Genomic DNA, 26,297 nt, shown 5'->3' on the forward strand with positions numbered 1-26,297 from the left:
GCTATATGTTGAAATCCATCCGTTTACGATAATTAAGAATATCTTGAAAAAGTGGTGTATCGACATCTTTGGGTATGGCAACTTCGCCGGTGACCCATGTCAACAGGTCACGATCTTCAAATGACATGATGAATTCGAGTTGATCAATGGTTTCTTCATCCATAGTAGTCACATGCGCATCAACATATTGACCGAGAACAAGATCCATTTCGCGAATTCCACGATGCCAAGCACGAAATACCAGTTTTCTTCTTCTCGTATCCAATCGGCTGCAATCCGCTCTTGAACCTGTCATGATAGTCTCCTGCTCTATGATCAATCGGATATACCGTGCTCGTACGGATGTTTCAACAATTGCCGATTTGACAATGTGTTGAATGTCCGCTTGATATCACTATCACATCCGATTAAGTCACTTATTTTATATTTACGAGTTTCCGCATGCCCTCAACAAATAATTTCGCTCTTTTCAAGCTCGGTGTGATCGCATGCCTTCCCACCCTACTAGGATACTGGGCTGTCGGTTTTGCTTGTGGTGCTATAGGAGCCGTGTCTGGTTTCACGATCTTGCAAATTGTTTGCCTCAGTGTGTTCGTTTATGCCGGTTCTGCACATTTTCTCTTCTATTCTCTTATCTCAACCGGAGCGGGCCTGTTACAGATTGGTTTAGCTGTGGCTTTTATCAATATGCGTTATCTTCTGATCAATACCTATATGTCGCAGTTTTTCTCAAAAGCGTGTTTAGTGGAAAAGCTAATCGGTGGCTTCCTAATGACCGACGAGACGTTTGGGGTTGCATCGCAATATGCGCGCCAAAATAATAATAGTTTGCCGTTCTTCTGGCTATTCGGCTTAAACCTCACTGCATGGCTGAATTGGATTTTGGCAACCTTGTTGGGGAGTTTGTTCGCATCTGCCTTGCCGGACTGGTTGCGCGACAGCTTAAGTTTCAGCCTTGTGGGCATGTTTATAGGTCTGTTACTTCTTGGGTGGTATGCCAGCCAAACAAAAAAGCTTGATGTTGTCGTCATCATCATAGCTATGTTTGTTACTGTCTTTAGCAATGGCTGGTTAGGTGCTAATCCAGCAACAATCATTGCAACTATCATTGCCGCAACTCTCGGTATGCTGTTACTGGTAAAGACGGAGAAAGCAAAATCATGATCGACACTGTTGGCTGGGGCATTGTCGTTGCCGCTATCGTAACCGCGTTTATCCGTATTGTTCCGATACTATTCCTTGCCCATCGGCCTTTTCCAAAATTGCTAAAGCATTGGCTTCATTTCGTTCCCGCTGCTGTTCTATCAGCGATTATCGCGGCGGAAATATTGGCAAAACCTCAGACAACCAGCTTTGGCTTGTCTGTAGCCTTATGCGCTGCGTTTATTTCATTTTTTGCCGGAATGCTTACGCGTAGTCTGTTCGTGAGTGTTATCGCAAGTATCCTAGCTTATCTTGTTTTTCAGAATATATAAAAACAAATGAATTCAGAAGTTTATTGTATTTGTCTTGCTCTTTGAATCAACTAAGGAAGTTCGATGATTTTACCGCCCTTGAGCGTGATACGTCTATCCATCTGTTTTGCCAATGCATGATTATGCGTAGCGATAAGCGCGGCAAGACCTGATTGTTTTACCAGGGCCGAAAGTGCCTGAAAAACGTAAGCAGAGGTGACAGGATCCAGATTACCCGTTGGCTCATCTGCAAGAAGCACTGACGGTGCATTTGCCACAGCACGCGCAATAGCTACGCGTTGTTGTTCACCACCTGATAGCTCTGAAGGACGGTGCTTTGCACGATGTCCAACTCTGAGATACGTTAGTAATTTAAGCGCCCTATCTGCTGCCTCCGACTTTTTTAGCCCGGCGATCATCTGGGGCATCATGACATTTTCCAATGCCGTGAATTCGGGCAATAAATGATGAAATTGATAAACGAAGCCGACATCATTCCGTCTGATTGCCGTCCGATCATTGTCGGAAAGACTGGAACATATGTTGCCACGCAATAGAACATCACCGCCATTTGGTCGCTCTAATAAGCCTGCAATATGCAAAAGGGTGGATTTCCCGGCGCCTGAAGGCGCTACGAGTGCAACGGTTTGACCGCTGTTGAGCGTAAAGTTGGCTTTGTCCAGAATCACAAGCGGTTTATCACTATCCAAATATCGCCGCTCTATATCAACAAGCTCTAAAACGGTCGACATTATTCATACCTCAAAGCTTGAACAGGATCGAGCTTGGCGGCCCGCCATGCTGGAATGATTGTTGCTAAAAACGAAAGGAATATTGCCATGAAGGCTACCATGGCAGTTTGCCCCCATTCCAGTCTTGCGGGCAGCTTTGTCAGGAAATAAAGCTGCGGATTGAACACGTCAACATTGAATAGCCATGATACGAAATCTTGGATATGGCCGATATTTGCGCATGTTAGGACACCAAGCAGCAATCCCATGGTTGTACCAATGATCCCAATGACCATGCCGGTCGCAATAAATATGCGCATCACCGCGCTCTGTCGCGCACCCATCGTGCGCAATATTGCTATATCGTGCCCTTTATCTTTAACCAGCATGATAAGGCCGGATATGATGTTCAGTGCAGCTACGAGAATAATAAGCGAAAGAATGAAAAACATGACATTGCGCTCTACTTGCAATGCCGAGAAAAACGCCTGATTACGGGTGCGCCAATCAATCATATAGACTTGACGCCCAACGGCTTTTTCAACTTCTGGGCTTATCTGGTCAACAGCATCGGGATTGTCTAAAAACAATTCCAGCGACTGTACCTTATTGTCTAAATTAAAAAATGCCTGCGCTTCTTTCAGCGGCATAAACACAAAGATTGAATCGTATTCAGACATGCCAACAGAAAAAATCGCCGCAACTTTATAGGCTTTGACACGCGGGTTGACACCAAACGGCGTGACGTCTCCATCAGGTGTGATAATGCGTATATCGCTACCAACCGAAAGACCAAGCTTTTCGGCCATTCCGCTACCAATGGCCACGCCATCCTGTTTATCAAAATTATCAAGCGTTCCGAATTTGATGTTTTTTGTTACGGTGGTCAGCTTATCAAGATCTTGTTTGCGCATGCCGCGAACCAAAGCACCCGTTCCACCGCCGATATCACCTTGTGCGAGTGCCTGCCCCTCCACTACCGGGAGAGCGAACTTCACACCGTTAACGCCCTCAACACGAGGGATAATCGTGTTGTAATCTGAAAAGTCACTATCAATCGCCTGTACGACCAAGTGTCCGTTCATACCCAAAATACGGTCAAGCAATTCAGTCCGAAATCCGTTCATCACTGCCATAACGACGATCAGTGCAAACACACCCAACATGATACCTATCAGTGATATGATGGATATCACAGACGTAAACATCTGCTTACGGTTAGGAAGCATGTAACGAAAGGCTATCATCCATTCATAAGATGAAAAACCAAAACGACTACTGATCTTGTCAGGCAAGCGCATCAAAGCTCCGTTAAGCGACGTACGGCGGCGTCAATAGAAAGAACTTCTTTAGAACCGGTTTTTCGATCCTTTATCTCAACCTCGTTCTGCGCGGCACTTTTTGGACCAACAGTTACCTGAATAGGAAGCCCGATAAGGTCCATCGTTGCAAATTTCGAACCTGCGCGTTCTTGCGTATCGTCAAGCAAAGGATCCAATCCGGCATTTGTCAGTGATTGATAGAGCTTTTCACTGAGTTCGTCACATTTCTGATCACCGGGCTTCATATTGATGATACCGACATCAAATGGTGAGATGGCCTTGGGCCATATAATTCCATTATCGTCGTGTGATGCCTCGATGGCAGCTGCGACCAGCCTTGAAGGGCCGATACCGTAGGACCCCATTGAAACAGCATGTTCTTTACCATCAGCACCCATAACCTTGGCGCCCATAGGCTCAGAATATTTTGTGCCAAAATGGAAGATATGGCCTACCTCAATACCTCTTGCGGAAACTTTATCTCCGTCAGGAACGCTTTTCCAATGTTGCTCATCATGCATCTCTTCTGTCGCTGCATATGGTGTGGTCCATTGCGTAACGATTTCTTCGAGTTTTGCATCATCGTTAAAATTAACATCCGCAGGTGGCACATGCATATCCAAAAATTGCTTGTCACAAAAAACCGCACTTTCACCCGTGTCGGCTAAAATGATGAATTCATGGCTGAGATCTCCTCCAATCGGACCTGTGTCAGCCCTCATAGGAATGGCTGTCAAACCAGCTCTAGCAAACGTTCTCAGATAGGCGACAAACATTCTGTTATAAGCCGCTCTTGCACCCTCGAAGTCCAGATTAAATGAATAAGCGTCTTTCATAAGAAACTCACGCGAACGCATAACACCAAATCTGGGTCTGATTTCGTCACGAAATTTCCATTGAATATGGTATAGATTTAATGGCAGATCTTTGTAAGACCTAACATGTGTACGGAAAATATCCGTTACCATTTCTTCATTCGTCGGACCATACAACAACTCACGTTCCTGACGATCTTTAATACGCAACATTTCGAGGCCGTAGGCATCATAACGTCCGCTTTCACGCCAGAGATCGGCAGACTGTACTGTCGGCATCCATATTTCCAATGCACCGGCGCGATTTTGCTCTTCTCTAATAATTTTACAAACTTTATCGAGAACCTTTTTTCCCATTGGAAGCCAAGAATAAATTCCAGAAGCTTGTTGACGAATCATGCCAGATCGCAACATCAGCCTGTGGGAAACAATTTCTGCTTCCTTTGGATTTTCTTTCAAAATAGGCAGGAAATAACGAGATAGCCGCATGGAGAATAAAAATCCCTAATATAGCTCGTCGAATCGGAGCTCTTTCTAAAACAGTCGATGAAACATAACTGCTATATTGGACCTTGAAAATAGGACTAGTTTATGAAGAGGTTCGGTTTTGCCCAGAAATGTGCAAGTTTTACGTTTATGAACGCATAAAATCCCATATGCTTTTATCTAGTCATAAATTTAATGTGGCAAAAATGTGCCAAAAAATGTTTTTTTTAATGACAAGTACCAATATTTCGATTAGCATTATGATGATAAACAGGGGCAGATATAACTGCCCCTTACGCGGTTAAATCTGGGAGGAAATTGATCTGAGCGCGGTTATCCGCAGCCACCTTATAAGGAATAGATCGTCGCGTGCAATCCATATTCAGCAAGGCCTTGGGCCTTGCTTTTTTTTGCCTTCTCTTGATTCCGGCACAAATTTACTTTGATCGATGTAAAAACACTGTGCAGACAGGTTTTTTTCCCCAAACCTCATTTGCAGCAGACCGAACAGCCCTTCGTGTTGCCTCGCGGATCAGTTCGTTGTCTTTGCGTCTTACCCGCGGGATATTATCTATAGCGGCCTCTATGGCATCAAGTAATAAGTCTTCTATCAATTCTCCATGACCGTCTGTCTCCGGTAACCCGAATGCAACAAGATCAGGGTCTTCGACCAAATCATGCTTAGCGTTCATAAGAAGCGATACGGCTACATGCCCTACGTAGCTCAGCTTACGACGCTCGGTAATCCCCATTTCGTCTTCATCACCTATGAGATTTCCATCCTTGTAAATCCGACCGATAGGCGCTTGATCGATAACCTCGACTGGGCCAGGCGCAAGACGTAACATATCGCCATTTCTTATTTCGGCCACGGTGTTTATTCCTGCCTGTCGTCCCAAAGCTGTTTGTGCTGTAAGATGTGCAGCCTCGCCATGAACCGGTACAAGAATTTCCGGTTTAACCCATTCATACATCTTCAGCAATTCATTGCGCCTAGGATGTCCCGAAACATGAACAAGCGCGTCATGATCCGTTATGATACGAATGCCCTGATCGATAAGACGATTTTGCGTGTCGATGATCGCTTTTTCGTTCCCTGGAATACTGCGCGAAGAATAAATAACTGTGTCCCCGGGTGATAGCGCGATACTACGCATTTCATCACGTGATAATTTTGCCAAAGCAGCTCTTTGTTCACCTTGGCTTCCCGTTAAAACCATGACGACATTTTCACGCGGAACATAGCCATAATCTTCTTCTGAAATGAAAGGATCGAGTCCTTCCATGTAACCTAGATCGCCAGCTACGGCGACGCTACGTTTCATCGACCGCCCCACCAATAAAACCTGGCGACCGGTTTCCTTTGCAGCTAAAGCTATCGACCGAATACGCCCAACATTTGATGAAAATGTTGTGATAGCAACACGACCAGGCGCTTGAGAAATGATATCAGCAAGACTTTGACCGACCTCACGCTCGGAGGGGGAAACACCTTCGCGAAGCGCATTGGTTGAATCGCAAACAAGCGCAAGAACGCCTGCACTACCCAATTCGCGGAACCGTTTTTCATCTGTTACCGCTCCAAGTGATGGTTCGGGGTCAATCTTCCAGTCACCTGTATGAATAACTGTGCCAAGCGATGTCTTAATCGCCAACGAAACGGGCTCTGGAATCGAATGGCTCACGGCGACCGCTTCCACCTCGAATGGCCCTACTTGAAATCGCTCGCCAGCTTTGAATATATTGAGAGGAATGTCATAGGACTTAAAGTCTGACTCTCTTTTGCTCTCGAGAAGCCCCGCAGTAAAAGGGGTACAATAGACAGGAACTTTCAACCTTGGCCACAAATCCAACACCGCTCCATAATGGTCTTCGTGAGCATGTGTAATAACTAAACCGCGTATATTATGTCGTTCGCTTTCTAAAAAACGAATATCAGGTAAAATAAGATCTGCGCCCGGCAGCTCAGGTCCAGCGAAGCTTACGCCCATATCAACTAAAAGCCATTCACGATCATCTTCCGGTCCGTAACCATAGACACCGAGATTCATACCAATTTCGCCTACGCCGCCAAGTGGTAAGAATATCAATTCATTGTCTTCGGCTGCCGCCATCATCGTCTCCTGGAATGCTGCTGCATTCTTTCATCTACTAGTGTATGCATTAATATAGCGCACTGCCTACAGAAGCAACCGCACCAAAATGAACATCACCAGCAGTGATCTTGGTTTCATGATGGTTGTCGTCTGTAACAATGCAGTTAAAATGATCGTCAAGGCCGGTAAAAACGCCTTCTATAGTGCCATTCTTGCCAACCACGTGTATCTTTTGTCCCAAGCCAGCCGCAAAGGAAAGCCATTTCTGGCGGATAAGCTCAGCCCCATTTTCTCCGCAATAGAGCAAATAATTCGCCGCCCAAAATTGTGAAAGACTTTTGAATAAAACGGCGCAATCGACGTCGAACCCGAGCTTCTCGAGTGACTGTGTTGGGTACGGCGCCTGTTCATAATGATGTTTAACATTCATGCCAATACCAATCACGAGAGCATTTTGGCCGTCTTTAAGCTTCACAAGTTCAAGTAGAATTCCTGAGCCCTTTGCTCCTTTCAACAGTATGTCATTCGGCCATTTGAGACGAACGATATCACTCTTGTTATCTTGTTGGTTTATACACGCATTAACTGCCTCGGCCATGCTGACACCCGCAACAAAACCAAGATGTGCAGCGCGTTCAACTTCTATTCCTGCAGTCAAAAGCAGGCTTGCATAGAGATTTCCTCGCGGACTGTTCCATCCCCGCCCTCGCCGCGCACGTCCTTGCGTCTGCTCACGGGCGACGATCCATACATGACCGTTGCTGCCTTCAGAGGCGAGTTGCAGCCCTAAACGATTGGTGGAGTCAACGCAATCGCGTGACTCCACCTTGTATCCTAGCTGCTCTGCAAATGTCGAAAGAGCAAATTCCATCTTAGTTAAAATAAAGATGCTGCAGCATTCTCCGCCAAAGGAGCGAGATATACGCCGAAGAAAACATAAAACAGAACGAATATGCCCGACAATGCCAGCACAAATTTCAGTTCGCCGGAAAGAGGAACGAAACCTGCCTTCGCTTCATCAAACCACATAATTTTAATCATACGTAAATAATAAAAGGCACCAACGACCGAAGCGACCATACCAATGATTGCTAATGGTGTTAAGCCAGCTTGGACAGCTGCCGAAAAGGTATACCATTTACCGAAAAAACCGGCCATAGGAGGAATACTTGCTAGGGAGAAAAGCTGAATGGTCATGACAACGGCCATAAATGGATTGGTTCGAGCTAATCCGGCAAGGTCATAGATATTCTCAACATTTCCATCACGTGTGCGCATGCCGAGAATAAAAGCAAAGGAGCCTAATGTCATGGCAAGATAAATTGTCATGTATAAGATAACGCCCTGAACGCCGATAGCACTACCGGCCGCCAGACCAACCAAAGCATAACCCATATGACTGATTGAAGAGTAAGCCATGAGCCTTTTCACATTGCTTTGTCCAATGGCTGCAAAGGCGCCTAATATCATTGATGCTATAGACATAAAAACCAAAATCTGCTGCCAAGCAGGCATAACACCTTGACTTCCGGCGAGTGGCAAAAATGAATCGACAATCACCCGGATGATAAGGGCCATTGCCGCAATTTTGGGTGCACCGGCAAAAAACGCTGTGATTGGCGTTGGCGCACCTTCATAGACATCTGGTGTCCACATATGGAATGGCACTACCGATATCTTGAAAGCGAGACCAGCCAGAACAAAAACCATTCCGAAGATGATTCCAAGCTGAGGCACTTCGCCATTAAGAACACTTGCGATTTCGCGGAAACCAATTTGTCCTGTAAAACCATAGATCAGCGAAATACCGTATAACAACATACCCGACGATAGTGCGCCCAGCACAAAATACTTTAGGCCAGCCTCTGATGACCTGACGTTATCACGGTTAATAGCAGCCAGAACGTAAAGAGCGAGTGATTGCAACTCCAAGCCCATATACAAAGATAGCATGTTTCCGGCTGAAATCATGAACATCATGCCAAGTGTCGCAAGCAGTGCAAGAACCGGAAACTCAAACTTGTCAAACTTTTCGGCTCGCGCAAAACCTACAGACATGATCAACGCAAACAACGCTCCGATCAATGTCAAAACCTTCATATAGCGGCTAAACGGATCAATAATGAGCGCGTTATTGTAAAAGAAACCGTCCTTAGGAAAGACAAGAATGACGATGATCGTCGCGACGAGCACGGCAATAGCTAGGCCTGTAATGGTGATATAAGAGCGGGAACCCGAATAAACTCCAATCAAGAGCAGCACCAAAGCGCCCAGTGCGACCAGAAGTTCTGGAAATATCAGCGACAATTGAGCCATTAAATCAGTATGCATGGGCGTTCGCCTCTTATTAGTGCAGCTGGTTGACAAGAGCCTCTACCGCGGACGCCGTCGTTTTAAGGATCGGTGTGGGATAGACGCCAAAGAAAATTGTAAGAACAATCATTGGATATAAAATGAATTTCTCACGTGGTGAAAGATCGAGAAGCGCTTTGAGGCTTTCCTTATCAAGCGTACCGAAGACAACGCGACGATAAAGATAAAGCGCATAGGCAGCAGAAAGGATAACCCCAGTCGTTGCAAAAAGCGCGACCCAAGTATTGACTTGGAAGACTCCGATCAGTGTCAAAAACTCGCCCAAGAAACCCGACGTGCCAGGCAAGCCAACGTTTGCCATCGTAAAGATAAGGAATACAACGGCATATTTAGGCATATTATTGGCCAAGCCGCCAAAAGCCGATATTTCGCGTGTATGAAGGCGATCATAGATTACGCCGACACATAGAAACAATGCAGCTGAAACAATTCCGTGCGAAAGCATTTGATAAATCGCACCCTGGATACCTTGTTCATTGGCAGCAAAAATACCCATCGTGACATAGCCCATATGCGCAACAGAAGAATACGCGATAAGCTTTTTCATGTCTTCCTGAACAAGCGCAACCAACGATGTGTAAATGATCGCGATGACAGATAGGGTAAACACGAAGGGCGCAAGTTCTGCTGATGCAATAGGAAACATAGGCAAAGAAAAGCGAATGAAGCCATATCCACCAAGTTTCAACAATACGCCTGCCAAGATAACGGAACCGGCTGTTGGTGCTTCGACGTGGGCATCAGGCAACCATGTATGGACCGGCCACATCGGCATTTTGACTGCGAATGACGCAAAGAATGCCAGCCAAAGCCAAATTTGCATATGTGCGGGAAATTGATACGTCAACAAGGTAGGAATATCGAGCGTACCAGATTCCCAATACATAGCCATAATAGCTACCAGCATGAGAACCGAACCAAGCAATGTATACAAAAAGAATTTTATGCTTGCGTAAACACGACGCGGACCGCCCCAGACACCAATGATGATAAACATCGGTATCAAACTACCTTCAAAGTAGACGTAAAACAGAACGGCGTCCAAAGCGCAGAACACGCCGATAATCGCGACTTCCAAAAGCAGAAATGCGATCATGTAGGCTTTAAGCCGATCCTTTACGGTTTCCCAGCTTGCCAAGATACAAAATGGCATAAGAAAAGCTGACAAAACGACGAAGAGAACAGAAATACCATCAACGCCCATGTGATAGCTAATGCCACCACCAAGCCAATTGAGCTTTTCCACCATCTGGAAGCCGGGATTGCTGTTATCAAATCCGGCCCAGATAACGAGCGAAATAACAAAGACAAACAGCGTTGTGAAAAGTGCCACATTGCGAATATTGCGCTTGGCTGCTTCGGTGTCGTCTTTGATCAAAAGGATCAAGACCACACCGACAAGCGGCAAGAATGTGACCGTAGAAAGAATTGGCCAGTCGGTCATCAGTTTAAGCTCCCGATCATCATCCAAGTGATGAGCGCTGCGACACCAATCAGCATCGCAAATGCGTAATGATAAAGGTACCCTGTCTGCAGGCGAACCACCTTGTTAGTAATATCAACAACACGGGCCGCAATACCGTTTGGCCCCATGCCGTCGATGATTTTACCATCGCCGACTTTCCAAAGAAAACGGCCGATTGCAAAGGCGGGACGAACAAACAGGACGTTATAGAGTTCGTCAAAATACCATTTGTTGAGCAAGAACCGATACACGAAGGGGAAAGCTTTCGCCAAAGCCTTCGGGATCGCAGTTGCTACGATATAGAATAGGTAAGCAAGTACAAAGCCTACAGCCATCACGATAAATGGAGACCATTTCACCCATAGCGGCACGCCGTGTGTTTCATGTAAAATATGGTTTTCAGAACCGGTGAATAATGCTCCCTTCCAAAAACTATCATATAGGTCGCCGAAAAAATGTGGCTGGAAAATTACACCAGCAAAAAGCGCGCCAATCGCAAGTATGAAAAGAGGAACAAGCATGACGGGTGCTGATTCATGTACATGGTGCATGACATCCGCTGTCGCACGTGGCTTACCGTGGAACGTCATAAAGATAAGACGCCAAGAATAAAAACTCGTGAAAAGCGCTGCAATAACGAGAAGCCAGAAAGCATAGCCTGAGGCGATGTTATGCGATGCGAACGCAGATTCGATAATTGCATCTTTCGAGAAGAATCCTGCTGTGCCGAAAAGTGTGCCGGGTATACCAACACCAGTAAGGGCAATCGTACCAACTATCATCATCCAATAGGTTGTCGGAATATATTTGCGTAAGCCGCCCATTTTTCTCATATCCTGCTCATCGGATACGGCATGTATGACCGAACCGGCACCAAGGAACAGTAGCGCTTTGAAGAAAGCGTGGGTAAAAAGATGGAATACGCCAGCACCATAGGCACCAACACCCAAGGCAACAAACATGTAGCCGAGCTGCGAACACGTTGAATAGGCGATAACACGCTTGATATCATTTTGCACGAGGCCAACGGTTGCTGCAAAGAATGCGGTCGTGGCACCAACAATGACAATAACAGTGAGAGCCGTTGTGGAAAGTTCAAAGATCGGCGACATACGAGCGACCATAAATACACCCGCTGTCACCATTGTTGCAGCATGGATAAGAGCAGAAACAGGTGTCGGACCTTCCATGGCATCAGGGAGCCATGTATGAAGAAGGAATTGTGCCGACTTACCCATGGCGCCGACAAAGAGAAGCAAACATGTGACTGTTATCGCAGTTTGCGCATTCAGCTGCCAGTTCAAAAAGGTCATACCCTGAACAAAACTATTATCCGCGGCTTTTGCAAAAATAACATCAAAATTAACAGATTGAAACAGAACGAAAATACTGAATATGCCCAGCAGAAAGCCAAAATCACCGATCCTGTTGACTACGAAGGCTTTCATCGCTGCTTTATTGGCAGAAGGACGCTGAAACCAAAAACCGATCAACAGGTAAGAGGCGAGACCAACACCTTCCCAGCCGAAAAACATCTGTATCAAGTTATTTGCTGTTACCAGCATCAACATCATGAAGGTGAAAAAAGAGAGATAAGCAAAGAAACGCGGACGACACGGATCGTGATGCATATATCCGATAGAATAGATGTGAACCAAAGCAGATACTGTATTAACAACGACGAGCATGACCGCTGTAAGCGTATCAATATGCAACGCCCAGTCAAATGTCAGGCCACCAACAGTGAGCCAGTGGAGGACAGGCACATTAACTGGATCCCCATTTCCCATTGCAATGGTAAGAAAGGCTACCCAGGAAAGCGCCGCAACGATCACCATGAACGTACAGGTCACGAGTTCGGCGGCACGAGCTCCGATAGTTTTTCCACCCAATCCGGCAATAAGAAACCCCAGAAGCGGAAGGAAGACAATAGCGTAAAACATAACGCGTCAGCCTTTCATCACATTAACATCTTCAACCGCAATTGAACCGCGGTTACGGAAGAACACAACAAGTATAGCCAAGCCAATAGCTGCTTCAGCAGCAGCAACAGTCAACACGAACAAGGCGAACACCTGCCCTACCAGATCGTGTAAAACCGAAGAGAATGCTACGAAGTTCAGATTGACAGAAAGCAAAATCAACTCAATCGACATCAGAATGATAATGACATTCTTTCTATTCAGAAAAATACCGAAAATGCCGATTGTGAACATCATGGCAGAAACGGTCAGATAGTGAGCAATATCAACGTGCATAATAGTCTTCCCGTTAAATCCCTTTTCCAGACTGGACCTTTTTGATCTCAATCGCGTTTTCTGGAGAACGCGCGACCTGCTCGGCAATAGACTGACGCTTTACACCGGCTTTATGTCGCAGTGTCAAAACAATGGCGCCGATCATGGCAACCAGCAAAACAAGACCAGCTATCTGGAAGTAAAAAACATAGTCCGTATAAAGAATGTCACCTAAGGCTTGTGTGTTTGATCGTTGCGCTAAGTCGGGCATAGGTTGCGTAACATGTTGCGCTACCGTTGGCGAAAAACGCATGCTGACGAAAACTACTATGAGCTCTACAGCAACTATAATTCCAATAAGCGCACCGATTGGAGCGTATTTTAAAGCACCGGTTTTCAGTTCTGCGAAATCAACGTCAAGCATCATGACAACGAAAAGGAACAGAACGGCCACAGCGCCAACATAAACGACCAGCAGTATAAGACCGAGGAACTCAGCACCTGTTAGCAGGAATAATGCTGCAGCATTGAAAAATGCCAAAATAAGAAAAAGTACAGAATGGACCGGATTGCGCGCGGCAACAACCATGACCGCACTCGCGAGCATGATGAAGGCGAACAAATAGAAAAACGCCGCAGCTAGACCTGTTAGCATTGGTTTCCCCTAAGTTAAACCAAAAAGGTTGACGTAAACAAGTTCACGTCGGATTGCATTATGTCGTGTATTCTCTACCCGACCACTCATTTTGCACCTTAGCGATAAGGCGCATCAATCGCGATGTTGCGAGCGATTTCACGCTCCCAACGATCGCCGTTGGCAAGGAGTTTTTCCTTGTCGTAGTACAATTCTTCTCTCGTCTCGGTCGCAAATTCGAAATTTGGCCCCTCGACAATCGCTTCAACCGGACAAGCTTCCTGACAGAAGCCGCAATAGATGCATTTTACCATATCAATATCGTAGCGAACTGTACGGCGAGTACCATCGTTACGGCGAGGACCTGCTTCAATTGTAATGGCTTGCGCAGGACAAATTGCTTCACATAATTTACATGCAATGCAACGCTCTTCACCATTGGGATAGCGACGCAAAGCGTGCTCACCGCGAAACCGAGGTGAGACGACGCCCTTCTCATAAGGATAATTAATCGTCGGCTTAGGCGAGAAAAATTGACGCATTGCCAAAAAGAAGGCGCTTACGAACTCCAGAAGGAGAAGCGATTTTGCAGCTTGATAAAGACCTGACATTTGCTCCACTCCTTAACCGAGATTGGTAATTTTGAGGAAGGCGGCGGTAATAACGACCATTGCCAATGAAAGCGGCAGAAAAACTTTCCAACCCAAACGCATCAGCTGATCATAACGATAGCGCGGTACGAAGGCTTTCACCATAGCGAACCAGAAGAATACAAAGCATACCTTCAATACAAACCAGATAACACCCGGAACCCAATTCAACCACCATACATCTAATGGTGGAAGCCAACCACCCAAGAATAGAATAGTCGTCAAAGCACACATCAAGACGATGGCTACATATTCTCCCAAAAAGAACAGCATGTATGGTGTTGATGAATATTCGATCATATGGCCGGCAACAAGTTCGGATTCAGCCTCGACCAGATCAAAAGGAGGGCGATTTGTTTCCGCCAGAGCAGAAATGAAGAAGATTATAAACATTGGAAAGAGAGCGAGCCAATTCCAATCAAGAAAGCTACCAAAGGGCATACCGAGATTTGTGCCCAAGCCGGTGTTTTGTTCTTTTACAATCGTTGTCAGGTCCAAAGATCCGCTGACAAGGATTACAGTTACAAGAACAAAACCTATCGAAACCTCATAAGAAACCATTTGTGCAGCTGAGCGCAAGGCGCCGAGAAACGGGTATTTGGAGTTTGATGCCCAGCCGCCCATAATTACGCCGTAGACTTCGAGCGATGATATGGCCAGAATATATAGGAGACCTATGTTGATACTGGCTACAGCCCAACCTTCATTTACCGGAACCACAGCCCATGCAGATAAGGCAAGTGCTGCTGAAATAAACGGCGCCAGAAGGAACACACCCTTATTAGCCCCAGCCGGAATAATAGGTTCCTTGACCACGAACTTGATCAAATCGGCAAAGGATTGAAACAATCCCCATGGCCCGACGACATTCGGCCCGCGACGTAATTGCACAGCAGCCCAGATTTTTCTATCTGCATAAAGCAGATAGGCGATCAAAACCAACAGAACAACCAGAAGCAATACGGTTTTACCAACCACAATCAATAAGGGCAAAAGCCAGGTTATAAAGAAATCGTACATTGTCGTTACTTTTCCTCTCTACCCTTACTCTGCAGCTTCCGTTAAACGGGCTTTGGCAAGAGCCGAACATTCGGCCATAACTGCCGACGCACGCGCTATTGGGTTCGTCAAATAGAAGTCTTTTACCGCAGAAGCAAATGTTTGCTTGCCCAGTTCACCGACTTGTGAGCCTAACTTTGTGATATCGCCGATATTTCCAGGTTTGATTGATCCAATCGAACCCATATGCGGGAAATCTGCGAACAATTTTTGCCGTAACTGGTTCAACGAATCAAACGGAAGCTTCTGACCTAAAACCTCGGATAATGCGCGTAGGATCGCCCAGTCTTCCTTGGCTTCGCCCGGGGCGAAACCTGCTCGGTTGGTCATCTGCACACGCCCCTCAGTATTGACGTAGATGCCAGATTTTTCAGTATAGGCAGAAGCAGGCAAAATAACATCTGCCGCATGAGCCCCAGCATCACCGTGGCTACCTATGTAAACGGTAAAGCCCTTTTTCGAACCGAGATCAATTTCATCCGCGCCGAGGAGAAACAACAATTCAGAGGACTTGATAATGTCGTCGGCTCCCTTATCCGATACAAAACCAATGTCGAGACCGCCGACACGTGAAGCAGCGGTGTGCAGGACGGCAAAACCGTTCCAATCGTCCGATAATGCCCCAACCTTAACGCTAAGCTTTGCAGCAGCTTGAAGAATAGCAATGCCATTCTTTCCAGTTAGCGCGTTTTGACCAATGAGAATAAGCGGCTTTTCAGCATTTTTGAGAATATCAAAAAACTCACCTTTTCCGTTTGATAACAACGATAAACTATCGCTTCCCGCACCCAAGTATGAGTAGGGATATTTTAAATCAACTTGTTCACCGATGAGACCGACAGGAAAATGCCCCATACGCTGGCGTTTGCGGATACGGGCATTAAGCACGGCTGCCTCAAACCGTGGATTGCTGCCGATAATTAGTAAAGCATCTGCCTGTTCTATGCCCGCGATCGTAGGATTAAACACATATGAAGACCGACCGTTTTCCGTTGCCAGGACGGAACCGTCTTGGCGACAATCGATACTATCAGATCCGAGCGAAGCCATGAGCAATTTGAGAGCGTACATTTCTTCGACAGTGGCCAAGTCACCAGAAATCGCTCCGATTTTTTTCGCTGGCGTATTAGTGACTGCAGATTTGATCGCCGCAAAAGCTTCGCTCCAACTTGACGCAATCAAAGTTCCATCTTTTCTGATATAAGGCCGATCAAGCCGCTGTGTCCGCAAGCCATCCCATATGAAACGTGTTTTATCCGAGATCCATTCTTCGTTAATGTCTTCATTGATCCGAGGCATAATGCGCATGACTTCGCGACCACGTGTATCAACGCGAATTGCACTGCCGAGCGCATCCATTACGTCAATCGATTCAGTCTTGGTTAACTCCCAAGGCCGTGCATGGAATGCATAGGGGCGAGAAGTTAGCGCGCCGACGGGGCATAGATCAATCACATTTCCCTGCAATTCTGAGGTCATCGCCTGTTCGAGATAGGTGGTGATTTCAGCATCTTCACCCCTACCGATGAGGCCGAGCTCGGATATGCCGGCGACTTCGGTTGTAAAGCGCACGCAACGTGTGCAATGAATACAACGTGTCATGACCGTTTTTACCAACGGGCCAATATACTTATCTTCGACGGCTCTTTTATTTTCTTTGTAACGCGAAAAGTCGTGACCATAGGCCATTGCCTGATCTTGCAAGTCACATTCGCCGCCTTGATCGCAGATAGGGCAATCAAGCGGATGATTGATGAGAAGAAATTCCATCACGCCTTCACGCGCTTTTTTTACCATTGGTGTATCGGTAAACATTTCAGGCGCTTCACCATTCGGACCAGGGCGCAAATCTCTCACACCCATTGCGCAAGACGCCTGAGGCTTTGGAGGCCCTCCCTTGACTTCAACCAAGCACATACGGCAATTTCCTGCGACTGAAAGACGCTCGTGGAAACAAAAACGTGGCACCTCAGCACCAGCCGCTTCGGCCGCCTGTAGCAGCGTATAGTGATCGGGTACTTCGATCTCTTTACCGTCAACTTTGATCTTCGCCATCATCATTCCAGTCCGCGGTATTTCCGCTTAAACTTTAGTTCTTTGTTTTAACCAAATAAGTATAACTACTCTGCCGCTTCCAAAGCGATATTTTTGCTTTGCACGACATTTCGCGTATAATCGTCAATTCGCTTTTCGATCTCAGGACGGAAATTACGAATGAGTCCTTGAACAGGCCACGCTGCAGCATCGCCGAGCGCACAGATCGTATGCCCTTCCACTTGTTTTGATACATCGAAAAGAAGGTCAATCTCGCGTTTTTGCGCGCGTCCTTCTACCATTCTTCCCAATAGACGCATCATCCAGCCGGTACCTTCACGACACGGGGTACACTGCCCACAGCTTTCATGCTTGAAAAATGCTGTAATACGCCAGATAGCCTTTATGATATCTGTTGATTTATCCATGACGATAGCTCCGCCAGTGCCAAAAGAAGAGCCAACTTCCCGCATGCCGTCGAAATCCATGATGGCATCAGGCATATTTTCGCCACGCACAACCGGGCAGGACGCGCCACCGGGAATAACCGCAAGAAGATTATCCCAACCTCCTCGAATGCCACCTGCGTGTTTTTCTATCAGCTCGCGGAATGTTATTCCTAAACCTTCTTCAACTGTACAAGGCGTATTAACATGCCCGGATATCATGAACAGCTTCGTCCCTACATTATTGGGACGACCAATGGCGGAAAACCAAGCCGCGCCGCGGCGCAAAATCGTTGGTGCAACAGCAATCGATTCCACATTATTTACCGTCGTGGGACAACCGTAAATACCCATATTGGCAGGAAAAGGAGGCTTCAAGCGAGGTTGGCCCTTTTTACCTTCCAAGCTTTCAAGGAGAGCGGTTTCCTCACCGCAAATATAAGCACCTGCGCCATGATGAACAATGATATCACAAGGGTGCCCGTGTTTGGTCTTTTTGCCAAGTAGACCTGCTTCATAACATTCATCAATTGCGGCCTGTAAAGCTTCACGTTCACGGATGTATTCACCGCGGATATAAATAAAAGCCGTATTGGCACCCATTGCAAATGTTGCGATGACGCAACCTTCGATCAGCGTATGCGGATCATGCCGCAATATTTCGCGATCCTTGCAGGTACCAGGCTCGGATTCGTCAGCATTAACGACGAGGTAATGCGGGCGGCCATCGCTCTGTTTTGGCATGAAAGACCATTTCATACCGGTTGGAAAGCCCGCACCACCGCGACCACGAAGTCCCGAGGCTTTCATCTCGTCGATAATCCAATCACGGCCTTTTTGCAGGATAGCTTTCGTACCGTCCCAATTGCCGCGCGACATCGCGCCTTTGAGCGACTTATCCTTGAAACCGTAAATATTGGTGAAGATGCGATCCTTATCAGCCAGCATGTCTCACCTTTTCCTCTATCAATCAATACGTTAATTGTTTTAACTAAAGCTATTTCTTCGTAGTTTTTTTGTCGGTATTCCGTTTTTCAACCGGTGTTTTGATTGCGGGAGAACCGACCAACGTATCCGTGTCTTTTGACGCCGCGTCGGTTGCAGGTGTTGCCGCTTCGCGTGCTGCACTCTTCACCGATGCCTTAACCCCCGCGGATTTTGATTTCGATTCAGTATCCGTTAGGGAGGTTAATCCAGAGATCGGTTCAGAAGAAGTTCTACTGTTTTGCGGCCCTACAGGAACGGTATTACCCTTACCGGCCTCAAAGGCATCTATAATCTCTTCAAGACGCTCTGGCGTCAAATCCTCATATGTATCTTTGAAGATCATAACCATCGGGGCATTAACACATGCACCCAGACATTCAACTTCTTCCCATGAAAGTGTACCATCTTTATTCGTCGCAAAGGGATCATGATGGATCTTATTTTGACATACTTTAATGAGTTCACCCGAACCGCGCAACATGCAAGGTGTGGTACCGCAGACCTGTATGTGCGCTTTTGTGCCAACAGGTTTCAATTGAAACTGAGTATAGAACGTAGCCACTTCCATAACGCGGATGTATGCCATAGATAACATATCAGCGATATGCTCAATTGCTGCACGCGTTACCCAGCCATCTTGTTCCTGTGCGCGCATCAATAGCGGTATGACTGCAGATTGCTGACGACCTTCAGGATATTTCGCAATAGTTTTTTCAGCCCAGAGCTGGTTTTCCTTATTGAAAGAGAAAATACCCGGTTGTTGGGCTTCATCAGCAAGACGACGCACGGACATCAGCGATCAACCTCTCCAAAAACGATATCAATTGAACCAAGAATTGCAGTTGCATCTGCGAGCATATGCCCTTTTGTAAGGAAATCCATAGCCTGCAGGTGCGCAAAACCGGGTGCACGTAATTTTACACGATAGGGTTTATTCGTGCCATCCGACACGAGATAGACACCAAACTCACCTTTTGGAGCTTCTACCGCCGCATAAACCTCACCGGCAGGTGTATGGAAACCCTCTGTGAAAAGTTTAAAGTGATGAATGAGGGATTCCATAGAGTTTTTCATCGCACTACGCTTAGGCGGCGTGATCTTATGATCGAGCGATGAAACCGGGCTATCCTTTTCCGTGCTGAGCAAACGCTCGACGCACTGACGCATAATCCGCGCTGATTGACGCATTTCTTCCATACGGATCAGATAGCGGTCGTAACAATCGCTATTCTTACCGACCGGAATATCAAACTCCATCTCGTCATAACATTCATAGGGCTGGCTCTTACGAAGATCCCACGGAACACCCGCGCCGCGAATCATCACGCCAGAAAAACCGCGTGCCCAAGCTTCATCGATGCTGACAACACCAATATCTGCGTTACGCTGCTTGAAAATACGATTTGGTGTTACGAGTGCATCAAGTTTACCAAGTGCGACCAAAAAAGGATCTATGAAATTCCCGATATCTTCAACCAAGACTTCAGGCAGATCCTGATGCACACCGCCTGGACGAAAATAATTGGCATGTAAGCGAGCGCCACAGGCGCGCTCATAGAAGATCATCAGTTTTTCACGCTGCTCAAAACCCCATAAAGGTGGCGTCAAAGCGCCAACGTCCATGGCTTGGGTGGTAACATTCAGCAGATGATTTAGAATTCGACCGATTTCTGAGAACAATACCCTAATTAATTGGCCACGCTTTGGCACTTCGACACCAAGCAACTTTTCTACGGCAAGAACAAAAGCATGTTCCTGATTCATTGGCGCCACGTAATCAAGTCGGTCGAGATAAGGTGTGGCTTGAAGATAGGTTTTCGTTTCCATCAACTTCTCGGTACCACGATGGAGCAAACCGATATGTGGATCAACGCGCTCCACCACTTCACCGTCCAATTCAAGCACCATACGCAAAACACCATGCGCCGCCGGATGCTGCGGACCAAAGTTGATATTAAAGTTCCGGACATTGACCTCAGCCACGATCAAATCCCCTTTTCTGCAAGCGCGGCCAACACCTCGGCCTCAGTTAACTTGCTGGTTTGATTAGCAAATTCATAATATGCGGGTTTTTTGTCGATATAGATTTCAGAAGTAAACACAAAACCATCATCATTATCAAAAGCTGGAACAGCCAGTGATAGATGGGAACCGTCTTGAAGCTGCCAACCTATGGTTGTTCCGCAATGATGACAAAACCGTCTCTGGCCCCAATCGGATGATGTATAAACCGAAGATTCCGACTTACCGATTTCCTGCCAGTCGGGTTGAACTTCTATCGCCATAAAAACACCACCACTCCAACGCCGACACATGCCACAATGACATACCCCGACATCTAAAGATTTTGGCTCTGCCCGAAAGCGAACTTCACCACAGATGCAGCCACCCTCACGAGACGGATATGATTTGTCTGATGCAATCATTTAGCACCACCCGCCTTTTCATCGCCCGGTAGGATATATTCAGTACCTTCCCACGGTGACAGAAAATCAAAGTTGCGCATTTCTTGCCGCAATACAACAGGCTCATAAATAACTCTTTTGACCTCATTGTCGTAACGGCATTCAACAAATCCTGTTACGGGAAAATCCTTGCGTAAAGGATGCCCCTCAAAGCCGTAATCCGTCAAAATACGGCGGAGATCAGGATGCCCTGAAAACAGAATACCATACATGTCGTAGGTTTCACGCTCATACCACTCAGCACCTGGGAAAACCGCGCAGGCCGACTGAACCGGTGTATCTTCGTCGGTACGAACCTTTACACGCAAACGCAGATTCTGACGCGGTGACAAGAGCTGATAAGAAACATCAAAACGCTTGTCGCGCTGCGGATAATCAACGCCACTTATGTCGGTTAAATTAATGAACTGGCACTGAGAGTCATCACGCAAAAACATCAACACATCAACAATAGAATTGAGTTCCGATATCAACGTCAGTTCACCGAAAGCCATCGTCGATTCGTGGATTTTTTTACCAAGCCGCTCAGTTAGATACGTCTGCAATTCAGTCAATGCTTCTACAGTCATTTAAACAGCCTTCATCAACGCTCGATAGAACCGGTACGCCGGATTTTCTTCTGCAACAGCAAGACGCCATATAGTAGCGCTTCAGCTGTTGGAGGGCAGCCGGGAATATAGATGTCAACCGGAACAATACGATCACAACCACGCACAACTGAATATGAATAGTGATAATAGCCACCACCATTCGCACAAGAGCCCATTGATATCACGTAACGCGGCTCAGGCATCTGATCATAGACCTTACGTAATGCTGGCGCCATTTTATTCGTCAACGTACCAGCTACCATCATAACATCGGATTGCCGCGGTGAAGCACGTGGTGCATAGCCAAAACGCTCATTGTCATAATGCGGCATTGAACACTGCATCATTTCAATCGCACAACAGGCTAAACCAAAGCTCATCCACATGAGAGAACCAGTGCGAGCCCAAGTTATCAAAGCATCAGCAGATGTGACCAAAAAGCCCTTATCAGACAACTCAGCATTTATATCTTGAAAAAACTTATCATCAGATCCGATGAGTTTGCCCGTATTGGGATCAATAATCCCTTTGGGCTTCGGAGCGACCAAAGTTGAATTGCTGCCTGTCAATCCCATTCCAAGGCTCCCTTTTTCCACTCATAAATGAAACCGATCGTCAAAACCGCCAAAAAGACCATCATCGACCAAAAACCGAACCACCCCATCGCGCCGAAAGACACAGCCCAAGGGAAGAGAAATGCAACCTCAAGATCGAAAATAATGAACAAAATTGACACCAGATAAAACCGGATATCGAATTTCATACGCGCGTCATCGAAAGAATTGAAACCGCATTCATATGCCGAAAGCTTTTCAGGGTCCGGCGAACGGTATGCCACTATATAGGGCATCACCAACAACACACCGGATATGAGTGCCGACACGACGATAAAAATCAATACGGGCAAATAGGAGCTTAATAGATCAGTCATGGTCCACTTCTGCCTTTAATAGGTGCTGAATTAACACAACCAATACACCCTGCTTAATTCAGACTGGGTGAATCTGTCAAATTTCTTGTTAATCCCGCCCGTACAGCTTCAAGGGCATGCCGTGCGACAAATCTTAGCAGGAGGGTTACCCCACAGAACGTTTTGACGCAATAGGTAACGCAATCAGAAAAATGCAAACTGTGCACAAATTGCAGTATGGAAAGAGGGATTTTTCGTGCGCCACTCAAGTCGCAGATGAGAAAAAGAGCATAAAACCAGTCAGTTAGAAAAGCTCTAAAAAAAGTCGGATGAAATTTCACAATGCGATCAAATCGTTTTGATTGATCACGTTTTTGCGAGCCAAGGCGTTCGCAATCTGCATTGTGCCGTTATAACACAACTAGAAAACACTTCTGAACAGAAGCGACCCTTTGTTCCATCTTTTTTTTGGGAATTTGATTTTCGAAAAATGGCGCGAGTGACGGGGCTCGAACCCGCGACCTCCGGCGTGACAGGCCGGCACTCTAACCAACTGAGCTACACCCGCGCACTTTTCGAACCAGTCATTTTAACTGGTGTGAGCGGTCGTTTAAGGGGTTCGTTTGCTCCTGTCAAGCGACATGAAAATCTTTTTTATAAAAAAAATAACGTTCTTTCATCAAATGCCCGCAAACGCGGTGTTTTTTATTTTTCTCCAAAAAAAAAAAAATTCTTTGTCATCTTTTGCTTGCACTTCACGAAAGTTTTGCCTAAAGCATGCACACCTTGTTACGGATATACGTAACAGTGGGCGATTAGCTCAGCTGGTAGAGCGCCTCGTTTACACCGAGGATGTCGGGAGTTCGAGTCTCTCATCGCCCACCACTTATATTTCCTTTATATATCCGGCAGGTTTTTAGCGTCTCACTCAGAGACTTGATGAAGAATTTATCTTTTTTGATTTTTCTTTGGCATTTCTGTCGTGCAAAATTTGTAGAACTATCCTTTGCATTTGATGATTCAAAGTTAGCGAATGAAGGTGGGCCGTTGCCGTATAAAAGAGTTCGGCTACCAACGACCATGAATGGCAGTGTGGTGACCATCGATCGGGAATGCTGTTAAAATCTCCAAGCGTAACAAACGCGAGGTTTTGCGCTTGGATTGGAGTGGATAGATGTTATTTGACAGAAATAGCGCCCACTCTAGTCTTTTCATTACATAATATGCTCCTATGTTATCGAAGATGATTTTATTTGGAGAGACCTTTATGTCCTACACAACAACGCTTTCGAAAAATCAGTTCTATAAGTCTGCACCAATACTCTTCTTGCTGGCGATTTTCGTTCCACTTTTGAGCGGATGCGGCTTTAACACCATTCCCACAAATGAGGAGAAGGCTCACGCTGCTTGGAGCGAGGTATTAAATCAGTATCAGAGACGTACTGATCTGATTCCGAACCTCGTAGAGACTGTTAAGGGATATGCATCACACGAGCAGGCGGTGCTGACGGGGGTTGTGGAAGCGCGGGCAAAAGCCACGCAAACAACAATCAATGCCGATATGTTGAATAATCCAGAACTTATGCAACAATTTTTGAACAATCAGGCAAATCTATCCGGAGCACTTTCTCGATTGATGGCAGTGGTTGAAAATTATCCTGATTTGAAAGCGAATCAAAACTTTCTTGCATTACAGTCTCAGCTGGAAGGGACAGAAAATCGCATAGCAGTTGCTCGGCGCGATTATATTGAAGCCGTACGTGTTTACAACACAGCCATTAAAACGATGCCCACCATGATTTGGACATGGATATGGTTCCGCGACGCAAAGCCGATGCCCACGTTTACGATTGATACGGCGGCGCAACAGGCGCCAAAAGTAGAGTTCAATCAATGACCCCTATGACGCGGCCCAATTTTTTATGGCTGCTATTCATAGCAGTTGTGATGTTCGTTGGGCCGTTTTTTTTAAGCGATTCTTTTGCGCAACAAGATACCCCTGCCCTTACGGGCAGGATTGTCGATCGCGCTAATCTCTTAGATGATCAAACTAAATTGCGGCTAACTGAAAAATTAGAAGCACTTGAGCGTCAAACCGGCGACCAGGTCGTCATAGCTACCGTGTCTAGTTTAGGTGGCTATAATATTGAAGATTTTGCCAATACGTTGTTCCGACAATGGGCGCTAGGGCAAAAGAAAATGGACAACGGCGTATTATTGCTGGTCGCTCCGAATGAGCGGCGCGTGAGAATAGAAGTCGGGTATGGATTGGAAGGTGATCTAACGGACGCTGTTTCCGCCGTCATCATCAATAGTGTCATTCTGCCTAATTTCCGCGACGGCGATTATCAGCTTGGTATTGTTGAGGCCACAGATGCCATAACCGATATCCTTGAAGGTAACCGTGCCGATTTTGAAGCACGCGTGCGCGAAAAGCAGGCTATTGAGGTTGACAAGCGTCAGCAAGACGAACGACGCGAGTCGATTTCCAACATAATCATCATAGTTCTATTTTTCATTTTTGTAGGCCTTCCCGTTTTGGCCTCTATATTCGGCAAAAAGGTCGGGCCTAAGCGTTATCGTTGGCTTGGAATCGTTTTCACTCTTTGGTTTCTCGGCAGTGGAATTGGCGGGGGCGGCTTCGGTGGCGGTTTTGGCGGGGGACGTTCAGGTGGTGGATTTGGTGGCGGCTTCGGCGGTGGCGGCGGATCGTCAGGTGGCGGCGGAGCGTCCGGAAGATGGTAAAGACAAGCGATCGAACGTCCTTCAGCATTGAAGAGCATGACGAAATAAGCGCTGCTATACATAGCGCAGAACAGACGACGAGCGGTGAAATCTACGCTGTATTCACCCGCGAAAGTGACACCTACTTTTTTACTTCGTGTTTCGTGTGGACCTTGACGGTTTTCATTGCCGCCATTCTTGTTGCCTTTTGGCTGCACTGGAGTTGGCGCGATGTTCCACTGCATTATTTTGGTGCAGGTATGCTTTTGGTGTATCTTGTTGGGCTCTTCTATTTATCTATCTTGCCTGGTTTACGGCTTGCAATGACACCAGCGTCGCTGAAAAAAGGAATTTGCCATAACAACGCTGTCAAGCAGTTTCTTGCCCAAAATGTACACCGCACCAGTAACCGAACAGCAATTCTGTTGTTCGTCTCCTTGGCAGAACATTATGCAGAAGTGATTGCGGACACGGCAATTGCAGAGAAAGTTTCGCAATCGACATGGGATTCGATGATCCGCGGGATGATACAGCAGTCGCAAAAAGGTGAACTTTCCGCAGCCTACGTCGAGGCTATAAACCATGCCGGTACAATATTAGCGGCGCATTTTCCACCAAGTGAAGGCTCGTTAAACGAACTTCCAGATCACATCGTAGAACTATAAGATTCGTTTGAAGCATTACGTTTATGTGCCCCTCCTTCGCTGGGCAGTATAGCAACTGTATGGTTTGTTAGTTTCAGTTGCTCACACGCCAGTATAGAGCAAAATTGCAGCCTATTTGGATTGATCGGCTTAGTTTTGTGATATTTTGAAAAGC

26 protein-coding genes and 2 tRNA genes are annotated in these 26,297 nt (G+C 46.4%); 6 read left to right on the forward strand and 22 right to left on the reverse strand.

The genetic code is table 11. From position 1 onward, the window contains the following. Position 1: 1 nt before the first annotated feature. Positions 2 to 295 (reverse strand): FAD assembly factor SdhE, encoded by a 294-nt coding sequence (locus ACYSNS_RS08560; RefSeq protein ID WP_461722719.1) that lies wholly within the window; start codon positions 293 to 295, stop codon positions 2 to 4. A 146-nt stretch (positions 296 to 441) separates the two neighbouring features. Between ACYSNS_RS08560 and ACYSNS_RS08565 the strand changes: the two genes are divergently transcribed. Together ACYSNS_RS08565 and ACYSNS_RS08570 are read left to right on the forward strand one after the other, a co-directional pair. After that, positions 442 to 1,164 carry an AzlC family ABC transporter permease gene (locus ACYSNS_RS08565; RefSeq protein ID WP_461722720.1) on the forward strand — a complete coding sequence of 241 codons (723 nt, stop codon included), beginning with the start codon at positions 442 to 444 and terminating at the stop codon, positions 1,162 to 1,164. Then, entirely contained in the window at positions 1,161 to 1,475 is a 315-nt protein-coding gene (locus ACYSNS_RS08570; protein WP_461722721.1) for an AzlD domain-containing protein, read from the forward strand. The genes ACYSNS_RS08565 and ACYSNS_RS08570 overlap by 4 nt, the downstream gene beginning before the upstream one ends. Before the next feature lie 50 nt (positions 1,476 to 1,525). On the opposite strand, the gene ACYSNS_RS08575 is transcribed toward ACYSNS_RS08570, so the two are convergent. From ACYSNS_RS08575 to ACYSNS_RS08675, 21 genes are all read right to left on the reverse strand, one after another. Next, positions 1,526 to 2,206 (reverse strand): ABC transporter ATP-binding protein, encoded by a 681-nt coding sequence (locus ACYSNS_RS08575; protein ID WP_461722722.1) that lies wholly within the window; start codon positions 2,204 to 2,206, stop codon positions 1,526 to 1,528. Further along, positions 2,206 to 3,486, reverse strand: a complete 1,281-nt coding sequence (locus ACYSNS_RS08580; protein ID WP_461722723.1) for a lipoprotein-releasing ABC transporter permease subunit — start codon at positions 3,484 to 3,486, stop codon at positions 2,206 to 2,208. The genes ACYSNS_RS08575 and ACYSNS_RS08580 overlap by 1 nt, the downstream gene beginning before the upstream one ends. Then, positions 3,486 to 4,811, reverse strand: coding sequence for a proline--tRNA ligase (gene proS, locus ACYSNS_RS08585; protein WP_461722724.1), 1,326 nt, complete (start codon positions 4,809 to 4,811; stop codon positions 3,486 to 3,488). The genes ACYSNS_RS08580 and proS overlap by 1 nt, the downstream gene beginning before the upstream one ends. A gap of 434 nt (positions 4,812 to 5,245) precedes the next feature. Then, positions 5,246 to 6,922, reverse strand: a complete 1,677-nt coding sequence (locus tag ACYSNS_RS08590) for a ribonuclease J (RefSeq protein WP_461722856.1) — start codon at positions 6,920 to 6,922, stop codon at positions 5,246 to 5,248. Between the two features lie 49 nt (positions 6,923 to 6,971). After that, positions 6,972 to 7,775 (reverse strand): biotin--[acetyl-CoA-carboxylase] ligase, encoded by an 804-nt coding sequence (locus ACYSNS_RS08595; protein ID WP_461722725.1) that lies wholly within the window; start codon positions 7,773 to 7,775, stop codon positions 6,972 to 6,974. Between the two features lie 5 nt (positions 7,776 to 7,780). Beyond that, positions 7,781 to 9,235, reverse strand: coding sequence for an NADH-quinone oxidoreductase subunit NuoN (gene nuoN / locus ACYSNS_RS08600; protein ID WP_461722726.1), 1,455 nt, complete (start codon positions 9,233 to 9,235; stop codon positions 7,781 to 7,783). Positions 9,236 to 9,251: 16 nt separating this feature from the next. Further along, on the reverse strand, positions 9,252 to 10,721 hold the full coding sequence (locus ACYSNS_RS08605; RefSeq protein WP_461722727.1) for an NADH-quinone oxidoreductase subunit M: 1,470 nt from the start codon (positions 10,719 to 10,721) through the stop codon (positions 9,252 to 9,254). Continuing rightward, positions 10,721 to 12,685, reverse strand: a complete 1,965-nt coding sequence (gene nuoL, locus ACYSNS_RS08610; RefSeq protein ID WP_461722728.1) for an NADH-quinone oxidoreductase subunit L — start codon at positions 12,683 to 12,685, stop codon at positions 10,721 to 10,723. The genes ACYSNS_RS08605 and nuoL overlap by 1 nt, the downstream gene beginning before the upstream one ends. A 6-nt stretch (positions 12,686 to 12,691) precedes the next feature. Then, on the reverse strand, positions 12,692 to 13,000 hold the full coding sequence (nuoK, locus tag ACYSNS_RS08615; RefSeq protein ID WP_461722729.1) for an NADH-quinone oxidoreductase subunit NuoK: 309 nt from the start codon (positions 12,998 to 13,000) through the stop codon (positions 12,692 to 12,694). Between the two features lie 13 nt (positions 13,001 to 13,013). After that, on the reverse strand, positions 13,014 to 13,634 hold the full coding sequence (locus ACYSNS_RS08620; RefSeq protein WP_461722730.1) for an NADH-quinone oxidoreductase subunit J: 621 nt from the start codon (positions 13,632 to 13,634) through the stop codon (positions 13,014 to 13,016). A 98-nt stretch (positions 13,635 to 13,732) separates the two neighbouring features. Further along, on the reverse strand, positions 13,733 to 14,224 hold the full coding sequence (nuoI, locus tag ACYSNS_RS08625; RefSeq protein ID WP_461722731.1) for an NADH-quinone oxidoreductase subunit NuoI: 492 nt from the start codon (positions 14,222 to 14,224) through the stop codon (positions 13,733 to 13,735). Between the two features lie 12 nt (positions 14,225 to 14,236). Next, positions 14,237 to 15,283, reverse strand: a complete 1,047-nt coding sequence (nuoH, locus tag ACYSNS_RS08630) for an NADH-quinone oxidoreductase subunit NuoH (RefSeq protein WP_461722732.1) — start codon at positions 15,281 to 15,283, stop codon at positions 14,237 to 14,239. A gap of 24 nt (positions 15,284 to 15,307) precedes the next feature. Next, a complete protein-coding gene (nuoG, locus tag ACYSNS_RS08635; RefSeq protein WP_461722733.1) occupies positions 15,308 to 17,377 on the reverse strand; it encodes an NADH-quinone oxidoreductase subunit NuoG in 2,070 nt (689 codons plus the stop codon). A gap of 65 nt (positions 17,378 to 17,442) precedes the next feature. Then, positions 17,443 to 18,750, reverse strand: a complete 1,308-nt coding sequence (gene nuoF / locus ACYSNS_RS08640; protein ID WP_461722734.1) for an NADH-quinone oxidoreductase subunit NuoF — start codon at positions 18,748 to 18,750, stop codon at positions 17,443 to 17,445. Between the two features lie 49 nt (positions 18,751 to 18,799). Next, positions 18,800 to 19,582, reverse strand: coding sequence for an NADH-quinone oxidoreductase subunit NuoE (gene nuoE, locus ACYSNS_RS08645; protein ID WP_461722735.1), 783 nt, complete (start codon positions 19,580 to 19,582; stop codon positions 18,800 to 18,802). Then, a complete protein-coding gene (locus tag ACYSNS_RS08650; protein WP_461722736.1) occupies positions 19,582 to 20,772 on the reverse strand; it encodes an NADH-quinone oxidoreductase subunit D in 1,191 nt (396 codons plus the stop codon). Before ACYSNS_RS08650 ends, nuoE begins: the two co-directional genes overlap by 1 nt. Positions 20,773 to 20,774: 2 nt before the next feature. Next, entirely contained in the window at positions 20,775 to 21,215 is a 441-nt protein-coding gene (locus ACYSNS_RS08655; protein WP_461722737.1) for a GFA family protein, read from the reverse strand. Continuing rightward, the gene (locus ACYSNS_RS08660) at positions 21,212 to 21,823 is read right to left on the reverse strand and encodes an NADH-quinone oxidoreductase subunit C (protein WP_461722738.1); all 612 of its coding nucleotides are present in this window, start codon (positions 21,821 to 21,823) and stop codon (positions 21,212 to 21,214) included. The genes ACYSNS_RS08655 and ACYSNS_RS08660 overlap by 4 nt, the downstream gene beginning before the upstream one ends. A gap of 14 nt (positions 21,824 to 21,837) precedes the next feature. Then, positions 21,838 to 22,419, reverse strand: a complete 582-nt coding sequence (locus ACYSNS_RS08665) for a NuoB/complex I 20 kDa subunit family protein (RefSeq protein ID WP_461722739.1) — start codon at positions 22,417 to 22,419, stop codon at positions 21,838 to 21,840. Continuing rightward, positions 22,410 to 22,775 (reverse strand): NADH-quinone oxidoreductase subunit A, encoded by a 366-nt coding sequence (locus ACYSNS_RS08670; RefSeq protein WP_461722740.1) that lies wholly within the window; start codon positions 22,773 to 22,775, stop codon positions 22,410 to 22,412. The genes ACYSNS_RS08665 and ACYSNS_RS08670 overlap by 10 nt, the downstream gene beginning before the upstream one ends. 470 nt (positions 22,776 to 23,245) lie before the next feature. Next, positions 23,246 to 23,322 (reverse strand) — tRNA-Asp (locus ACYSNS_RS08675). A gap of 241 nt (positions 23,323 to 23,563) precedes the next feature. On the opposite strand from ACYSNS_RS08675, the gene ACYSNS_RS08680 reads away from it, so the two are divergent. The 4 genes from ACYSNS_RS08680 to ACYSNS_RS08695 all read left to right on the forward strand — a co-directional run bounded on the left by ACYSNS_RS08680 (position 23,564) and on the right by ACYSNS_RS08695 (position 26,143). Further along, a tRNA-Val gene (locus tag ACYSNS_RS08680) sits at positions 23,564 to 23,639 on the forward strand. 382 nt (positions 23,640 to 24,021) lie between these two features. Then, positions 24,022 to 24,651, forward strand: a complete 630-nt coding sequence (locus tag ACYSNS_RS08685) for a LemA family protein (protein WP_461722741.1) — start codon at positions 24,022 to 24,024, stop codon at positions 24,649 to 24,651. Between the two features lie 50 nt (positions 24,652 to 24,701). Continuing rightward, on the forward strand, positions 24,702 to 25,499 hold the full coding sequence (locus ACYSNS_RS08690) for a TPM domain-containing protein (protein WP_461722742.1): 798 nt from the start codon (positions 24,702 to 24,704) through the stop codon (positions 25,497 to 25,499). Beyond that, positions 25,493 to 26,143, forward strand: a complete 651-nt coding sequence (locus tag ACYSNS_RS08695) for a TPM domain-containing protein (protein WP_461722743.1) — start codon at positions 25,493 to 25,495, stop codon at positions 26,141 to 26,143. Before ACYSNS_RS08690 ends, ACYSNS_RS08695 begins: the two co-directional genes overlap by 7 nt. Positions 26,144 to 26,297: the final 154 nt, after the last annotated feature.

The sequence above is a fragment of the Bartonella sp. LJL80 genome (assembly GCF_054871565.1).

Bases quoted from the DNA above. Each gene is read 5' to 3' on its own strand.
- nuoI (WP_461722731.1), bottom strand. From the start codon at position 14,224: ATGTCAGGTCTTTATCAAGCTGCAAAATCGCTTCTCCTTCTGGAGTTC.
- ACYSNS_RS08655 (WP_461722737.1), bottom strand. From the start codon at position 21,215: ATGATTGCATCAGACAAATCATATCCGTCTCGTGAGGGTGGCTGCATC.
- ACYSNS_RS08575 (WP_461722722.1), bottom strand. From the start codon at position 2,206: ATGTCGACCGTTTTAGAGCTTGTTGATATAGAGCGGCGATATTTGGAT.
- proS (WP_461722724.1), bottom strand. From the start codon at position 4,811: ATGCGGCTATCTCGTTATTTCCTGCCTATTTTGAAAGAAAATCCAAAG.
- nuoG (WP_461722733.1), bottom strand. From the start codon at position 17,377: ATGGCGAAGATCAAAGTTGACGGTAAAGAGATCGAAGTACCCGATCAC.
- ACYSNS_RS08620 (WP_461722730.1), bottom strand. From the start codon at position 13,634: ATGCTAACAGGTCTAGCTGCGGCGTTTTTCTATTTGTTCGCCTTCATC.
- nuoE (WP_461722735.1), bottom strand. From the start codon at position 19,582: ATGTCCGTGCGTCGTCTTGCTGATGAAGCCCAACAACCGGGTATTTTC.
- ACYSNS_RS08690 (WP_461722742.1), top strand. From the start codon at position 24,702: ATGTTCGTTGGGCCGTTTTTTTTAAGCGATTCTTTTGCGCAACAAGAT.
- nuoK (WP_461722729.1), bottom strand. From the start codon at position 13,000: ATGCACGTTGATATTGCTCACTATCTGACCGTTTCTGCCATGATGTTC.
- ACYSNS_RS08665 (WP_461722739.1), bottom strand. From the start codon at position 22,419: ATGGGATTGACAGGCAGCAATTCAACTTTGGTCGCTCCGAAGCCCAAA.
- nuoN (WP_461722726.1), bottom strand. From the start codon at position 9,235: ATGCATACTGATTTAATGGCTCAATTGTCGCTGATATTTCCAGAACTT.
- nuoL (WP_461722728.1), bottom strand. From the start codon at position 12,685: ATGTTTTACGCTATTGTCTTCCTTCCGCTTCTGGGGTTTCTTATTGCC.
- ACYSNS_RS08605 (WP_461722727.1), bottom strand. From the start codon at position 10,721: ATGACCGACTGGCCAATTCTTTCTACGGTCACATTCTTGCCGCTTGTC.
- ACYSNS_RS08560 (WP_461722719.1), bottom strand. From the start codon at position 295: ATGACAGGTTCAAGAGCGGATTGCAGCCGATTGGATACGAGAAGAAGA.
- ACYSNS_RS08595 (WP_461722725.1), bottom strand. From the start codon at position 7,775: ATGGAATTTGCTCTTTCGACATTTGCAGAGCAGCTAGGATACAAGGTG.
- ACYSNS_RS08685 (WP_461722741.1), top strand. From the start codon at position 24,022: ATGTCCTACACAACAACGCTTTCGAAAAATCAGTTCTATAAGTCTGCA.
- ACYSNS_RS08660 (WP_461722738.1), bottom strand. From the start codon at position 21,823: ATGACTGTAGAAGCATTGACTGAATTGCAGACGTATCTAACTGAGCGG.
- ACYSNS_RS08590 (WP_461722856.1), bottom strand. From the start codon at position 6,922: ATGGCGGCAGCCGAAGACAATGAATTGATATTCTTACCACTTGGCGGC.
- nuoH (WP_461722732.1), bottom strand. From the start codon at position 15,283: ATGTACGATTTCTTTATAACCTGGCTTTTGCCCTTATTGATTGTGGTT.
- ACYSNS_RS08695 (WP_461722743.1), top strand. From the start codon at position 25,493: ATGGTAAAGACAAGCGATCGAACGTCCTTCAGCATTGAAGAGCATGAC.
- ACYSNS_RS08565 (WP_461722720.1), top strand. From the start codon at position 442: ATGCCCTCAACAAATAATTTCGCTCTTTTCAAGCTCGGTGTGATCGCA.
- nuoF (WP_461722734.1), bottom strand. From the start codon at position 18,750: ATGCTGGCTGATAAGGATCGCATCTTCACCAATATTTACGGTTTCAAG.
- ACYSNS_RS08580 (WP_461722723.1), bottom strand. From the start codon at position 3,486: ATGCGCTTGCCTGACAAGATCAGTAGTCGTTTTGGTTTTTCATCTTAT.
- ACYSNS_RS08670 (WP_461722740.1), bottom strand. From the start codon at position 22,775: ATGACTGATCTATTAAGCTCCTATTTGCCCGTATTGATTTTTATCGTC.
- ACYSNS_RS08570 (WP_461722721.1), top strand. From the start codon at position 1,161: ATGATCGACACTGTTGGCTGGGGCATTGTCGTTGCCGCTATCGTAACC.